Genomic DNA, 13,245 nt, shown 5'->3' with positions numbered 1-13,245 from the left:
CCCGCTGGCATCAAGCCGCAGGTCCGGGGAAGGTGAGGGGGGGAGGGACGAGGAGGTGGTGCGGCCCATGCCGGAGCGCGAGCGGAAGAACAGCGAGCCCGGGCGTGAGGAGAGCGCCGCCGACCGGAGGCGGCGCCGCGCCCAGTTCCTGCGGGAGCGGACCGAGGCGATGGAGCTGCGCGAGAGGGTCCAGCCGAGGCGCGCCAAGGTGGCACGGCTGCGTCAGCAGATGCGTATGCGCACCTTCCGCTGGTAGCCCGCGGCCGCTTCCCGCCCGCTTCCCGCCCCCTTCTCCTGAGGGCGACACGAGGTTCTGAGGCCGAAGACCTCTTGCTGAGCCATCGTTTCTGCCACGATTCCCATTGGGCGGGGCTCAGAGCGCCCAATCGACCGCACACCTATGACCAGTGGGAGAGTCACGGTGTACTTCGCCGCACTGCTCGCGCGCACCGAAGACGGGTGGGAAGCGAGCGACACGGAGCTCGACAATGTCGAAGCCCTGTCGGACCTGACAGACCTGGCCCGAGAGGCCTCGGTGGACGAGGACACGGTGCTCGTCGTCATCGAACAGGAGGACGCCTGGTTCGGCGTCGTCCGCATCGACGGCGAGGAGGACCCGCGTATCTACGTCTCGGACGCGGCCGCCGCCAGCCGCTCCTCGTACGGGGAGATCCTGCTCACCGACGAACTGCTCGGCCGGGATCCGGCCGATCCCGACGCACTGGAAGAACTCGTCGACCTCGACGGCACGGAGGACGGCGAGCCCGATGAGGAGGTCGGCGAGGACGCGGCCGTCGACGAGGGGGACGCCGTGCCGGCGGGCCCGCTCGGCGACATCACGATCCTGGCCGACCTGGGCCTGGAGGAGAAAGCACTGCTCTCGCTCGGTACGGACGCGCTCGCCGAGGTCGCCGAGGCCCTGGGCGCCGCGGAAGTCCTGGAGACCGTCCGATAGAGATGAACGACCCTCTGCGCGACCCCTGGACCGGGCCCATGGGCCTGGCCCTGGACGAGGCGGCAGCGGCCGCGCGGGCCGGCGACGTGCCGGTCGGCGCGGTGCTGCTCGCTCCGGACGGCACGCTCGTGGCCACCGGCCACAATGAACGCGAGGTCACCGGCGACCCGACCGCGCACGCCGAGGTCCTGGCGCTCCGGCGGGCAGCCGAGAAGCTCGGCGCGTGGCGGCTGACCGGCTGCACGCTGGTGGTGACACTGGAGCCGTGCGTGATGTGCGCGGGTGCGCTCGTGCAGGCGCGGGTGGACCGGGTGGTCTTCGGGGCGCTGGACGAGAAGGCGGGTGCGGCGGGGTCGCTGTGGGATCTCGTACGCGACCGGAGGCTCAACCACCGGCCCGAGGTCATCCACGGCGTACGGGGCGAGGAGTGCTCGGCACAGCTGACGGCGTTCTTCCGCGACCGCTGACGGACCGCTGATCCACAGGGGATCCGCCGGGGCCCGATACCGATTTCAGAGCACGGCCCACCTTGGGCTAAGCTCTCTCTCGGTAGCGTGTCCGAGCGGCCGAAGGAGCTCGCCTCGAAAGCGAGTGTGGGGAAACTCACCGAGGGTTCAAATCCCTCCGCTACCGCTCTTGAGAGCAGGGCCCCGGGTTTCGACCCGGGGCCCTGACTTGTTCCCGGCTTCTTCCGGCTTCTCTGCCACCCCGTTGTGCGCCAATGCCCACATTCGGGACCAGCCCGGCCATACGGTAGGCATGTGGGGCGCGGTCGTACCGGCAGCATCAACTGCGGGGCGGCGGCGGTCAGTACGTCGTTGACCGAAGGGGTAAGCCGTGGCGGCACGCAGCCACAAGGGGACGCCGGTGCGCGGGCGCAGCCGGGCGGGGACCGTATCGACGGCGACGCTGGCGTTCATGGTGCTTCTCGTCTCGGGCGCCGGATGGGTCTATCTCCGGCTCGGCGGGAACATCAACACCTTCGGGGCGGACGGCATTTCGGGTGACCGGCCACCGGGGAACGCGTCGGGCAGCAACGTCCTGGTCATCGGCTCGGACTCACGTGCCGGAGGCAACAAGGGACTGGGCGGCGGGGAGGGCGACATCGGACGCTCGGACACCGCGTTCCTGCTGCATGTGTACGGGGACGGGAGGCACGCCGTCGCCGTGTCCGTGCCCCGGGACACGCTCGTCGACGTACCGCCGTGCCGACTGCCCGACGGGAAGTGGACCGAGGAGGCGCCGGACACCATGTTCAACTCGGCCTTCTCGGTGGGCGAGACGGAGAAGGGGAACCCGGCCTGCACGCAGAACACCGTCGAGAAGCTGACGGGTCTGCGCGTGGACCACACCGTCGTCGTCGACTTCGAGGGGTTCGCGAAGATGACATCGGCGGTCGGCGGCGTGCAGGTCTGTCTGCCCAAGGACATCTACCAGGGCGATCTCAGCCCGAACCGGGGATCGCGCGGCGAGCTGCTGTTCCCCGCCGGGCTGCAGAACGTGTCCGGCCAACAGGCCCTGGACTACGTCCGGTTGAGGCACGGCATCGGGGACGGCTCCGACATCGGCCGCATCAAGCGCCAGCAGGCCTTCGTCGCCGCACTCATCAAGAAGGTCAAGAGCAAGGGACTGAACCCCACCACGCTCCTCCCCCTCGCCAACGCGGCGACGAAGTCGATGACCGTCGACCCCGGCCTCGGCTCGGCGGACAAGATGATCTCCTTCGCGATGTCCATGAAGGGCATCGATCTGCACAACACCAAGTTCGTGACGATTCCCTGGCGTTACGAGGGCGAGCGCGTCGCCGTCGTGGAACCGGACGCCGACCGGCTGTGGGCCTCACTGAAGGCGGACCGCCCGCTGGGTGCCGCATCCCCCTCGGCGACCGCCTCGCCGCCCCCCGCAACCGCCGTGTCGGGCACCGGCATCACCGTCGCCGTCTACAACGGCACGCTCACCAAGGGACTCGCGGCGAAGGCGGCGGTCACGCTGAGGACATCGGGGTTCACCGTGGAATCGGTCGCCACGGCGCGCAGCCAGAATCACGCCACGACGCTGGTCGAGTACGGTCCCGGCCAGCGGGACCGGGCCAAGAAGGTGGCCTCGCTCTTCCCGGACGCGCGTCTGGAGGCGACCACGGGGGCGGGGCTGAGTCTGGTGCTCGGCCAGTCGTACGGCACGACACCCGCGCCCGCCGCATCGGACAAGGCCCGCTCGGCGGACGACAACCCCTGCTCGAACCTGACGTATGGCTGAGGCGCAAAAAGAAGAGTAGGACGGGGGAAGCGGCATCGGGGGGACAAGCCGCTTCCCCCGACGAGAACGGGACCTACAAGCCCGGCCGCAGTCAGGGGGGAAGCGATGCGGCACGAGCCCCGCAGTGAGGCCCTGTTCCATGGAGCCCCGCGCATTCCTGCCAGATCCGCCGGGCTCGGGATCAATCCTGCCCCCGGCAGGACGTTGCCCCGTACGGCAAAGGGCCTTGATCCATGGGTCCTTGGTCCCTAAAGGGTGTGTACGGATAGACTCTCGCGACTGCAGCAAGGGGACCGCAGGGAGGGCAGGGCTGAGCAGTGCCAGTGAAGAAGATCATTCTCTATATTCTCGTTGTCTTCGTCCTCTATACGATCATCACTTCTCCAGCCAGATCAGCTGATCTCGTGCAGGTAGGGTTCGAAGGCGTATCAAACGCCGCAAAAGGCGTCGGCCAGTTCATGACAGAACTGGTGAGCTGAACCCGCTAAGGAGTCCTTGTGATCCGCCATCTGGTCCTCTTCAAGCTCAACGAGGGCGTCGGGCGCGACGACCCGCGCGCGGTCGCCGGCGCGAAGGCCTTCGCCGAGCTCGGGGACCTGATCGACGAGGTCGAGTTCTGGGAGTGCGCGTGGAACATCACCGAGCGGCCCATCGCCTATGACTTCGCGATCAACTCCGCGGTGGCGGACGCCGATGCGCTGAAGCGCTACATCGAGCACCCGGCCCACCAGGAGGCCGCAGGACAGTGGCGCGAGTTCGCCACGTGGGTGATCGCCGACTACCCGTTCTGACCCCTCGCACAGCAGGCCCCCGCCCCTACCGGGCGGGGTTTTTTGCATATCTACGCCCCAACTCGCCTTCAACACGACGTTATGCGGTGCTTGCACACAGTGGACATGTCTTGTGATGCTATGACCGCTTTTGACGGATGAATTGACCGATTAAGGGGTGGCGTTGACCGTGCCGGCCAGTACTGCGCCCGAGGTGCCGCTCCAGACCGAGCCCGCACCCACCACCCCCGCACGGAGCCGGGGCGCCGACACCAGGGCCCTGACGCAGGTGCTCTTCGGCCAGCTCAAGGTGCTGGAGCCGGGGAGCCCGGAGCACTCACGGGTGCGCGGGGCGCTCATCGAGGCGAACATCCCGCTGGTGCGGTACGCCGCCGCCCGGTTCCGCAGCCGCAACGAGCCGATGGAGGACGTCGTCCAGGTCGGCACGATCGGCCTGATCAACGCCATCGACCGGTTCGACCCGGACCGCGGGGTGCAGTTCCCGACCTTCGCGATGCCGACCGTCGTCGGCGAGATCAAGCGCTACTTCCGGGACAACGTACGGACCGTGCATGTGCCGCGGCGGCTGCACGAGCTCTGGGTGCAGGTCACCGGGGCCACCGAGGACCTCACGACGATGCACGGGCGGTCGCCCACGACGGCGGAGATCGCCGACCGGCTGAAGATCTCCGAGGACGACGTACTGGCATGCATCGAGGCCGGGCGTTCGTACCACGCACAGTCGCTCGAAGCCGCCCAGGAGGGCGAGGGGATGCCGGGGCTGCTCGACCGGCTCGGCTTCGAGGATCCGGCGCTCGCCGGGGTCGAACACCGGGACCTGGTCCGGCATCTGCTCGTACAGCTGCCCGAGCGCGAACAGCGGATCCTGATGCTGCGCTACTACAGCAATCTGACGCAGTCGCAGATCAGCCAGGAATTGGGCGTTTCCCAGATGCATGTGTCAAGACTGCTGGCCAGAAGCTTCGCGCGACTTCGATCCGCAAACAGGATCGAGGCATAACCGGATCGAGTGATCCGGGACAATCGCCGAAAAGCCCCACACCCCCTCTTTCCTGCGCAGATATGTCGACTTGGCGCTACAGCGTGTTGCCGACATGTGACATTCTGCTGGAACCGAGTTTGCCGTGGTCACTCCTCCGGTATTCAGGTGGTGGCTGCGTTCCTCCGACGGGAGCGTCCGCCGCGACCGTCCGCGACCTCAAGGGGGTGGCATGTCCGTAGAACAGGGCAGCTCGAAGGTGCTCACGCTCACGAAGCCCGAGCCCGCGCAGCAGCAGAAGCAGCAGCAGGCGCTCAGCAGCTCGGAGTTGCCGAGCACCGGCGCCATCGACACCCGCACTCTGTCCCGCTCCCTGTTCCTGAGGCTTGCCACCCTCGACGCGGACTGCCCGGAGCGGACGTACGTACGGGACACGCTGATCGAGCTCAATCTGCCGCTGGTGCGCTATGCCGCGGCGCGCTTCCGCAGCCGCAACGAGCCGATGGAAGACATCGTCCAGGTCGGAACGATCGGTCTGATCAAGGCGATCGACCGCTTCGACTGCGAACGCGGCGTGGAATTCCCGACGTTCGCGATGCCGACGGTCGTCGGCGAGATCAAGCGCTTCTTCCGCGACACGTCGTGGTCGGTGCGGGTGCCGCGTCGTCTGCAGGAGCTGCGGCTCGCGCTGACGAAGGCGAGCGACGAGCTCGCCCAGAAGCTGGACCGCTCGCCGACCGTGCCCGAACTCGCCGTCGTACTGGGCGTGTCCGAGGAGGACGTCGTCGACGGCCTCGCGGTGGGCAACGCGTACACCGCCTCTTCGCTGGACTCGCCCTCGCCCGAGGACGACGGCGGCGAGGGGTCCCTGGCCGACCGTCTCGGCTACGAGGACACGGCGCTGGAGGGTGTCGAGTACCGCGAGTCGCTGAAGCCGCTGCTGGCCAAACTGCAGCCGCGCGAGCGCCAGATCATCATGCTGAGGTTCTTCGCGAACATGACGCAGTCGCAGATCGGCGAAGAGGTCGGCATCTCGCAGATGCATGTCTCGCGACTGCTCACGCGGACGCTGTCGCAGCTGCGAGAGGGCCTGATCGGCGACTAGCGGGCCGAGCCCCGGGGCGGGGGTTGCTTCCGCTTCGGGGTTCCTAATTGACGGGGCGTCAGACACACTGGCGCCATGCGACGCCAACAGCTGCACGCGGTCCTTGCCGCATCCGCTGCCACCCTCTGCCTCGGCGGGCTCCTCGCCGCCTGCGGCGGGGGCAGCGCCAGCGGGTACGTGGCGGTCGGTGCGGTGGGGTCGGGGCCCGGCGACGAGCCCACCGGGGCCGTGCCGCCCACGGGCAAGGTCGTCCTCGTACCGCTCGACGGGAAGAACGCGTCCGGTACGCCGGGCGGGGCCGGCAAGACGCCCGGATCGGGGCCGGGGTCGGGGTCGGGGTCGGACTCAGGGGCGGGGCCGGGGGCCGGTACCGATACCGGTGGCTCGACGGGAAAGCCGTCCGCGGGCAGCAGTACGGGTGCCACGTCCGGGGCCGGACCGGGGTCCGGATCCGCATCGGGGTCCGCATCGGGGTCCACAGGGGGCAGCGGCCCCTCCGCGCCCGGCACCAGCGCGCCCTCGCAGCCCGCAGGCCCCGCCATCCTCAGCGTTTCCGCCCCGGAGCTCGCCGACGCGAGTCAGCGGTGGTGCGAAAAGGTGACCGTGCGGTTCAGCAACACCGGTGGCTCACCGGTGAGTTCGGGCACGGCCACCTTCGCGACGCACATCATCGGGGCGCTGGGCGTGGACTGGGCGACCATCGAGTCCGACCAGCCACTGCCGGGGCCGATCGCCGCGGGGGCGGCGAAGGCGAAGACGTACACGGTGTGTGTGGACTCCTGGCGGGTACCGCTCGGCATGCACATCGACACCCGAGCGGTCACCGTCAGCTGGAAGTGATTCCTTAACCGAGCGCGAGCCAGGCGACCGCCGCCAGGACCACGATCACCACGACGACGCCGATGATCAGCCCCGTCTTCGAGCCGGACTGCTGCGGTGCCGCCGCCGGCTGCGAGCGCTGGGCCTGCTGCGGCGCACCCTCGTCGACGAAGGCGCGGAACATCTGGGTGGAGCCCGCCGGGTCGTAGTTGCCCTCGGGGCCTTGGGGCGCTTGGGGGTTGTGTGCCATGAAGCAGGACCCTAGCGAACCTGTGGGGCCTGCCCAACCCCTGGGCTCGGGCGCTCACAAGGCCCGCACCTCATTGACCTCACACTTGCAAATCCTTTGGTGTTCTTTTGCCTTTCCCGGCCCCATTTAATTTGCCTGCAGCAACCAACAGCCTTTACGGTTGCCTTAAGCAACAAGGTGTGGGGGTGTCGTGGCAGCGCAGAGTCAGTACGAGGAACTGGCCCGTCAGCTCAGCGCCATCGGCGCCGTGAAGCGCGGTCTCGCCCGGATCCTCCCGGCCCAGTGCCCGTCAGGATCAGCCGCCGTACTCACCCTCATCAGCCGGCACGGAGAAATGCGCATGAGCAAGCTCGCCGAGCTGCTCGCCGTGGACATGTCGGTGACCAGCCGGCATGTGGCCCACGTCGCGGAGCGCGGCTGGATCGAGCGGTCCCCGGACCCCGCCGACAAGCGCTCCCGCATCCTGCGGCTCACCCCCGCCGGCGAGGACATGCTCGAGGACCTCAATCAGCGGTCCATCGACGCCCTCGCCCACACCCTGGACGACTGGTCCGACGACGAAGTCGGAGAGCTCGCCGTGATGCTGGCGCGCCTGCGCCACAGCTTCGACTGCAAGCACACCCGTACATCCGCTTAGTACAGACAAGGAATTTCATGGCTACGACCACACCAGCCGGTGTGCGGGCCGGTCACGCCAAGCACGGGAGCCATCACACTCCCGACGGCGAACCGATGACTCACCGGCAGATCATGGAGGCACTGTCCGGGCTGCTGCTCGGCATGTTCGTCGCGATCCTGTCGTCGACGATCGTCACCAACGCTCTGCCCAGGATCGTCTCCGACCTGCACGGCAGCCAGTCCTCGTACACCTGGGTCGTCACCGCGTCCCTGCTCGCGATGACGGCGACCACCCCGCTGTGGGGCAAGCTCTCCGACCTGTTCAGCAAGAAGCTGCTCGTCCAGATAGCGCTCATCATCTACGTCCTGGGCTCGGCCGCCGCCGGACTCTCGCAGAACTCCGGCATGCTCATCGCCTGCCGTGTCGTCCAGGGCATCGGCGTCGGCGGTCTCTCCGCCCTCGCGCAGATCGTGATGGCCGCGATGATCTCCCCGCGCGAGCGCGGCCGTTACAGCGGCTACCTCGGCGCGACCTTCGCAGTCGCGACCGTCGGCGGTCCGCTGCTCGGCGGTGTGATCACCGACACCAGCTGGCTCGGCTGGCGCTGGTGCTTCTACGTCGGCGTCCCGTTCGCCATCATCGCGCTGATCGTGCTCCAGAAGACCCTGAAGCTCCCGGTCACCAAGCGCGACGTCAAGGTCGACTGGGGCGGCGCGTTCTTCGTCGCCGCGGCCGTCTCGCTGCTGCTGGTCTGGGTGACCTTCGCGGGCGACAAGTACGACTGGGTCTCGTGGCAGACGTACGCCATGGTCGGCGGGTCCGTCGTCCTCGGGCTGCTCTTCGTCCTGGTCGAGTCCAAGGCCAAGGAACCGATCATCCCGCTGCGGCTCTTCCGCAACAAGACGATCACTCTCGCCTCGATCGCCTCGCTCTTCGTCGGCGTCGGCATGTTCACCGGCACCGTCTTCTTCAGCCAGTACTTCCAGCTGGCGCGCGGCGATTCGCCGACGATGTCCGGTGTGATGACGATCCCCATGATCGGCGGACTGTTCATCTCCTCGACCGTCTCGGGGCAGTTCATCACCAAGACGGGCCGCTGGAAGGTCTGGCTGGTCAGCGGCGGCGTGCTGCTGACCGCGGGCCTGGGTCTGCTCTCCACGATGCGCTACGACACCCCGTACTGGCACCTCGCGATCTTCATGGCGCTGATGGGTCTCGGCATCGGCATGATGATGCAGAACCTGGTCCTCGCCACGCAGAACCAGGTCGCCCCCGAGGACCTCGGCTCGGCCTCGTCCACCGTCACCTTCTTCCGCTCCCTCGGTGGTGCGGTCGGTGTCTCGGCGCTCGGCGCGATCATGGCCAACCGGGTCACGCACTACGTCAAGGACGGCCTCGCGGATCTCGGCCCGCAGGGCGGCGGCACCGGTTCCGGCGCCCTGTCCAGCGGCGCCATCCCCGACCTGAAGCTGCTGCCCGCCCCGCTGCGCACGGTCATCGAGAGCGCGTACGGACACGGGGTGGCCGATGTCTTCCTGATCGCGGCGCCCTGCGCCCTGGTCGCCCTCCTGCTGACGCTGTTCATCAAGGAGGTCGCGCTCAGGACCCGTGCGGTGAGCGAGAAGGAGGAGCCGGCCGCGGCCGTTGCGGCCGCCGCTGTTCCCGCGCCCGCCGTTTCTGTCGAGAAGGCCGTGCAGGCCCCGCAGGCCGAGGAGACGATGCCGATGCAGTCCGTATCCGAACCCGATTCCGACTCCACCCCGATCCGCGGCATCGTCCGCGCTGCCGAAGGCGCAGCCGTCGGCGGGGCCGCGGTGACCCTGATCTCGCTCGCCGGGCGGCAGTTGGGCCGTGCGATGGCCCAGGGCGACGGCGGCTACGCGGTCGGTGCGCCGGGCGCGGGATCGTACGTCCTGATCGCCTCGGCCGACGGTTTCCAGCCGCAGGCCTCGACGGTCGTCGTGAGCGGCGACGAGCTGCACTACGACATCCTTCTGTCGGGTACGAGCGGCCTCGCCGGCGTCGTCAAGGCGGCCGAGGGCGGTGCCCCGATCGAGGGCGCGATGGTCGTCGTCGCGGATGTCCGCGGCGATGTGCTGGCCACCGGAAAGTCGGGCGAGCAGGGCGAGTTCACCTTCGGTGACCTGGTCCCGGGCTCGGTGACGATCGCGGTCAACGCGGCCGGCCACCGGCCCCTCGCACTGCCGGTGGAGATCGGCGGCCAGGGCGTCACCCGTATCGAGGCACTGCTCCAGTCCGGGGCGCTCGTCCAGGGTGTCGTACGCGGCGGAGCCGACCGGCGTCCGCTGCCCGACGCGCGGGTCACTCTCGTGGACGCTGCAGGGAACGTCGTCGCATCGGCAACCACCGGGGACGACGGGGCGTACGCCTTCGCCGACCTCACCACGGGCGAGTACACGGTCATCGCGACCGGATACCCGCCGGTCGCCGGCTCGTTGAGCGTCGCAGGACGCGGTGTCGACGGGCATGACATCGAACTCGCCCACCCGGGCGAGTAGTTCGCACAGCCACCCCGGACGGTGGTGGACACGGACAGGGGACGGCCCGTGTCCACCACCGTCCGGGGTTTTGCATTTCTGGCACAGCTTTGATCGCAAGGAGAGTTACGGGATGGGACTTCGCGCACAGGTACGGACCCGGGACGGCTGGGCCGTGCAGCATGCGGTGGTGACCGTGACCGACATGACCGGCAGCCAGGTGGTGCGGGCGGCCGCCGACGAGGACGGCACGGTGCTCGACACGACGCCGCTGCCCCCGGGTCCGTACACGCTGATCGTGACCGCCGTCGGCTACGCGCCGGTCGCCTCGACCGTCATCGTCACGGCGAGCGGCCGCGCGGACGCGGGCACCGTGGTCCTGGCCCGGCAGGGCGGCGTGGAGCTGCCCCCGCCCGGCACGTGGACGCTGGACCCGGCGCACTCCTCGGTCGGCGCGGTCGCCCAGCACCTGGGGATCTCCAGCGTGCACGGCCGCTTCACCGCCTTCTCGGGGCGGATCGAGATCGCCGAGGACGTCGAGAAGTCGCACGTCGAGGCCGTCATCGAGGCCGGCTCGATCGACACGGGCAACGGCATGCGCGACGGCCACCTGAAGTCCGCGGACTTCCTGGACGTGGAGCGCTTCCCGGAGATCACCTACCGCTCGACGGGCGTCACACCGGCCGGGCCCGACCGCTGGACGGTGCACGGCGAGCTGTCGCTGCACGGGGTCGTACGCGAAGTCGACCTGGATCTGAGCTACTTGGGTACGGGACCCGACCCGTGGGGCGGCACCCGCGCCGCCTTCCGCGCCACCGCCGACCTGCGCCGCGACGACTTCGCGATGAACTACAACCAGGTCGTGCAGGCGGGGATCTCGGCGATCGGCACCACGCTGAAGGTGGAGCTCGACATCCAGGCCGTGCAGGGGGATTCACTGCCGGTGGCGTGAGGCGAGCGGGCCTATCGTGTGGGTATGGCACCCAATATTGCGAGCAACACCGCTGTCGACATGGCCGAGTTGCTGGAGTTCGTACGGCCACGGCACCGCGCGATCCTGCTGACCACCCGCGCCGACGGCCGCCCCCAGGGCTCCCCGCTGACCTGCGGGGTCGACGACGCGGGGCGGATCGTGGTCTCCACGTACCCCGAGCGCGCCAAGACCCGTAACGCCAGGCGCGACGAACGTGTCAGCGTGATCGTCCTGTCGGACGAGTGGAACGGGCCGTGGGTGCAGATCGACGGGTCGGCGGAGGTCGTCGACTCCCCGGAGTCGGTGGAGCCGCTGGTGGAGTACTTCCGGAACATCTCCGGGGAGCACCCGGACTGGGACGAATACCGGGAGGCGATGGTCAAGCAGGGCAAGTCGATCATCCGGATCACCCCGGAGCGGTGGAGTCCGATCGCCACGGGCGGCTTCCCGGCGCGGCTGGGCTAGCTGCGCGGCTCGGTTAGTTCCTGGCCGTACGGCGGGCGAAGCCGCCCGGGGCCGGCGGGGTGCCGCCCGTGTGGTGGACCAGCTCGCGGCAGAGGTCGCGGAGTTTGATGTTGCGGTGCTGGGAGGCCTTGCGCAGGGTGGCCAGGGCCTCCTCCTCCGGGCAGCCGCGGCGGGCCATGACGATGCCGATCGCCTGGTCGATGACGGAGCGCGAGAGCATCGCGGCGCGCAGGTCCTCGATGGCGATGCGCTCCTCGTCGATACGGGCGGCCACCGCGACCGCCCCTGCCGCCTGGTCGGCGAGGCGCCCGATGGATCCCTCGTGCTCTTCGAAGGCGCGGGGGTGGTGGGCGTAGAGGTTGAGGGCGCCCAGCGTGGTCGAGTTGACCTTGAGCGGGGCGGCCAGGACCGAGCGGATCCCGAAGTCGGCGGCCTGCTCGGGGTACGGGGACCAGCGGTTCTCGGCGGTCATGTCGCGTACGTACTGCTCGCGGCCCTCGCGGAGGCTGCAGACGCACGGGCCCGCGTCGGCCTCGTACTGCAGACGGTCCAGCTTGAGCGCCTCCGCGTCGCTGCCGGCCGCCGTGACGAGCAGTCCGTCGCGGTGCATGGTGACGCTGCACGCGTCGGCGCCGCCGACCGCCCGTACCGCGCGTTCGGTCAGTTCCTGGAGGAATGCGTCCAGGCCGCGCCACTCGGTGAAAGCCGCGTGGAGCGAGCTGATGTCGAGTCCGTCCTGGTGGTGAGCCATGACGTGCGGGTGCCCCGGGACAGGCGATTCAGTCGGGGGCCGCAGCTCCGACGATGCGCAGGGCGATGTCCCTGACCTTGACGTTGGCCTGCTGGGAGGCCTTCACCAGGCGCTCGAAGGCGGTCGTGGGGCCGATGTTCAGCTGCTCCATGAGGATGCCGGTCGCCTGCCCGATCACGTCACGCGTCTCCAGCGCCTCGGTCAGTTGTTCGAGAACCGTCGCGGACTGCAGGGCGACTCCGATGTGGGTGGAGAGCAGCCTGGCGGTGCGGACCGCCGTGTCGTCGAAGGCGTACGGAGTGTGCGAGGCGAGGGTCAGGACGCTGAACCGGCGACGGTGCGTACGGATGCGGAGCAGCAGGAGCGCGCGCAGACCGGTGGCCTCCAGCGCGTGGGCACAGCCCGCGCACTCCGCTGTGTCGTCTACGCGGGCGATCGGGACCGCCCAGAGCTCGTCCCAGTGGGTGCGGTGGCCGACCGCTCCGGAGATCGTTTCGAAGGCGCGCACCGATTCGTGCGTCCAGGCTTCAGGGCTGATCAGACCGCCCTCTTCGACGAGCGAGAGTCCGGCGCGCTCGGCGCCTTCGACCGTCTCCCGGGCCAGACGCACCGCCGTGCGGGCGGTCTCCGCGCGGCCCTGAGCGGCGTAGAGCGCGACCGCGGCGTCGGCGAGGGCTTCGGCCAGCCGGAAATCGTCGGGCGCAGGGGGGACTTGGGGAATGTCGGACGGATACACCACGAACCTCTTCGGCGTGCACGGCGTACAGCCGTGGGCACAAGAGCT

The 13,245-nt window shown here is 69.2% G+C and carries 16 protein-coding genes and 1 tRNA gene; 14 read left to right on the top strand and 3 right to left on the bottom strand.

Features of this window, described 5'->3' with window-relative positions; translation table 11 throughout:
• Window positions 1-67 precede the first annotated feature (67 nt).
• The 10 genes from AB0H78_RS03845 to AB0H78_RS03800 all read left to right on the top strand — a co-directional run bounded on the left by AB0H78_RS03845 (window position 68) and on the right by AB0H78_RS03800 (window position 6,926).
• Window positions 68-256, top strand: coding sequence for a hypothetical protein (locus tag AB0H78_RS03845; RefSeq protein WP_363232598.1), 189 nt, complete (start codon window positions 68-70; stop codon window positions 254-256).
• 165 nt (window positions 257-421) lie between these two features.
• Window positions 422-955 (top strand): hypothetical protein, encoded by a 534-nt coding sequence (locus AB0H78_RS03840; protein WP_363232710.1) that lies wholly within the window; start codon window positions 422-424, stop codon window positions 953-955.
• Window positions 956-957: 2 nt separating this feature from the next.
• The gene (gene tadA / locus AB0H78_RS03835) at window positions 958-1,422 is read left to right on the top strand and encodes a tRNA adenosine(34) deaminase TadA (RefSeq protein ID WP_363232597.1); all 465 of its coding nucleotides are present in this window, start codon (window positions 958-960) and stop codon (window positions 1,420-1,422) included.
• Between the two features lie 81 nt (window positions 1,423-1,503).
• A tRNA-Ser gene (locus tag AB0H78_RS03830) sits at window positions 1,504-1,588 on the top strand.
• 285 nt (window positions 1,589-1,873) lie between these two features.
• Window positions 1,874-3,211, top strand: coding sequence for an LCP family protein (locus AB0H78_RS03825; protein ID WP_363232709.1), 1,338 nt, complete (start codon window positions 1,874-1,876; stop codon window positions 3,209-3,211).
• Between the two features lie 323 nt (window positions 3,212-3,534).
• The gene (locus AB0H78_RS03820) at window positions 3,535-3,690 is read left to right on the top strand and encodes a hypothetical protein (RefSeq protein WP_363232596.1); all 156 of its coding nucleotides are present in this window, start codon (window positions 3,535-3,537) and stop codon (window positions 3,688-3,690) included.
• 18 nt (window positions 3,691-3,708) lie between these two features.
• Entirely contained in the window at window positions 3,709-4,002 is a 294-nt protein-coding gene (locus AB0H78_RS03815; protein ID WP_363232595.1) for a Dabb family protein, read from the top strand.
• A gap of 169 nt (window positions 4,003-4,171) precedes the next feature.
• A complete protein-coding gene (locus AB0H78_RS03810) occupies window positions 4,172-5,002 on the top strand; it encodes an RNA polymerase sigma factor SigF (RefSeq protein ID WP_363232594.1) in 831 nt (276 codons plus the stop codon).
• Window positions 5,003-5,213: 211 nt separating this feature from the next.
• The gene (locus AB0H78_RS03805; protein WP_363232593.1) at window positions 5,214-6,086 is read left to right on the top strand and encodes an RNA polymerase sigma factor SigF; all 873 of its coding nucleotides are present in this window, start codon (window positions 5,214-5,216) and stop codon (window positions 6,084-6,086) included.
• Window positions 6,087-6,161: 75 nt separating this feature from the next.
• Window positions 6,162-6,926 (top strand): hypothetical protein, encoded by a 765-nt coding sequence (locus AB0H78_RS03800; RefSeq protein ID WP_363232592.1) that lies wholly within the window; start codon window positions 6,162-6,164, stop codon window positions 6,924-6,926.
• 4 nt (window positions 6,927-6,930) lie between these two features.
• On the opposite strand, the gene AB0H78_RS03795 is transcribed toward AB0H78_RS03800, so the two are convergent.
• A complete protein-coding gene (locus AB0H78_RS03795) occupies window positions 6,931-7,155 on the bottom strand; it encodes a hypothetical protein (RefSeq protein WP_363232591.1) in 225 nt (74 codons plus the stop codon).
• A gap of 190 nt (window positions 7,156-7,345) precedes the next feature.
• Between AB0H78_RS03795 and AB0H78_RS03790 the strand changes: the two genes are divergently transcribed.
• The 4 genes from AB0H78_RS03790 to AB0H78_RS03775 all read left to right on the top strand — a co-directional run bounded on the left by AB0H78_RS03790 (window position 7,346) and on the right by AB0H78_RS03775 (window position 11,710).
• Entirely contained in the window at window positions 7,346-7,792 is a 447-nt protein-coding gene (locus tag AB0H78_RS03790; protein ID WP_363232590.1) for a MarR family transcriptional regulator, read from the top strand.
• A 17-nt stretch (window positions 7,793-7,809) separates the two neighbouring features.
• A complete protein-coding gene (locus AB0H78_RS03785; protein WP_363232589.1) occupies window positions 7,810-10,293 on the top strand; it encodes an MFS transporter in 2,484 nt (827 codons plus the stop codon).
• 112 nt (window positions 10,294-10,405) lie between these two features.
• Window positions 10,406-11,224 (top strand): YceI family protein, encoded by an 819-nt coding sequence (locus tag AB0H78_RS03780; protein WP_363232588.1) that lies wholly within the window; start codon window positions 10,406-10,408, stop codon window positions 11,222-11,224.
• A gap of 24 nt (window positions 11,225-11,248) precedes the next feature.
• Window positions 11,249-11,710: a PPOX class F420-dependent oxidoreductase gene (locus AB0H78_RS03775; protein WP_363232587.1), complete on the top strand. Its 462-nt coding sequence runs from the start codon at window positions 11,249-11,251 to the stop codon at window positions 11,708-11,710.
• 13 nt (window positions 11,711-11,723) lie between these two features.
• Here the strand turns inward: AB0H78_RS03775 and AB0H78_RS03770 are convergent, their stop codons facing one another.
• Complete coding sequence (locus AB0H78_RS03770) at window positions 11,724-12,461, bottom strand: GAF and ANTAR domain-containing protein (protein WP_363232586.1); 738 nt, start codon at window positions 12,459-12,461, stop codon at window positions 11,724-11,726.
• Between the two features lie 28 nt (window positions 12,462-12,489).
• Window positions 12,490-13,197, bottom strand: a complete 708-nt coding sequence (locus AB0H78_RS03765) for an ANTAR domain-containing protein (RefSeq protein WP_363232585.1) — start codon at window positions 13,195-13,197, stop codon at window positions 12,490-12,492.
• Between the last annotated feature and the right edge of the window lie 48 nt (window positions 13,198-13,245).

This window comes from Streptomyces sp. NPDC050738, assembly GCF_040654175.1.
Lineage (GTDB): Bacteria > Actinomycetota > Actinomycetes > Streptomycetales > Streptomycetaceae > Streptomyces.
The sequence above is the reverse complement of the archived record's forward strand: the minus strand, read 5'-3'. Positions and strand labels throughout refer to the sequence as shown.

What these genes read in the sequence shown, in the direction of transcription:
- AB0H78_RS03825 (WP_363232709.1), top strand. Translation starts at nt 1,874, where the DNA reads ATGGTGCTTCTCGTCTCGGGCGCCGGATGGGTCTATCTCCGGCTCGGC.
- AB0H78_RS03785 (WP_363232589.1), top strand. Translation starts at nt 7,810, where the DNA reads ATGGCTACGACCACACCAGCCGGTGTGCGGGCCGGTCACGCCAAGCAC.
- AB0H78_RS03800 (WP_363232592.1), top strand. Translation starts at nt 6,162, where the DNA reads ATGCGACGCCAACAGCTGCACGCGGTCCTTGCCGCATCCGCTGCCACC.
- AB0H78_RS03780 (WP_363232588.1), top strand. Translation starts at nt 10,406, where the DNA reads ATGGGACTTCGCGCACAGGTACGGACCCGGGACGGCTGGGCCGTGCAG.
- tadA (WP_363232597.1), top strand. Translation starts at nt 958, where the DNA reads ATGAACGACCCTCTGCGCGACCCCTGGACCGGGCCCATGGGCCTGGCC.
- AB0H78_RS03805 (WP_363232593.1), top strand. Translation starts at nt 5,214, where the DNA reads ATGTCCGTAGAACAGGGCAGCTCGAAGGTGCTCACGCTCACGAAGCCC.
- AB0H78_RS03770 (WP_363232586.1), bottom strand. Translation starts at nt 12,461, where the DNA reads ATGGCTCACCACCAGGACGGACTCGACATCAGCTCGCTCCACGCGGCT.
- AB0H78_RS03795 (WP_363232591.1), bottom strand. Translation starts at nt 7,155, where the DNA reads ATGGCACACAACCCCCAAGCGCCCCAAGGCCCCGAGGGCAACTACGAC.
- AB0H78_RS03845 (WP_363232598.1), top strand. Translation starts at nt 68, where the DNA reads ATGCCGGAGCGCGAGCGGAAGAACAGCGAGCCCGGGCGTGAGGAGAGC.
- AB0H78_RS03775 (WP_363232587.1), top strand. Translation starts at nt 11,249, where the DNA reads ATGGCACCCAATATTGCGAGCAACACCGCTGTCGACATGGCCGAGTTG.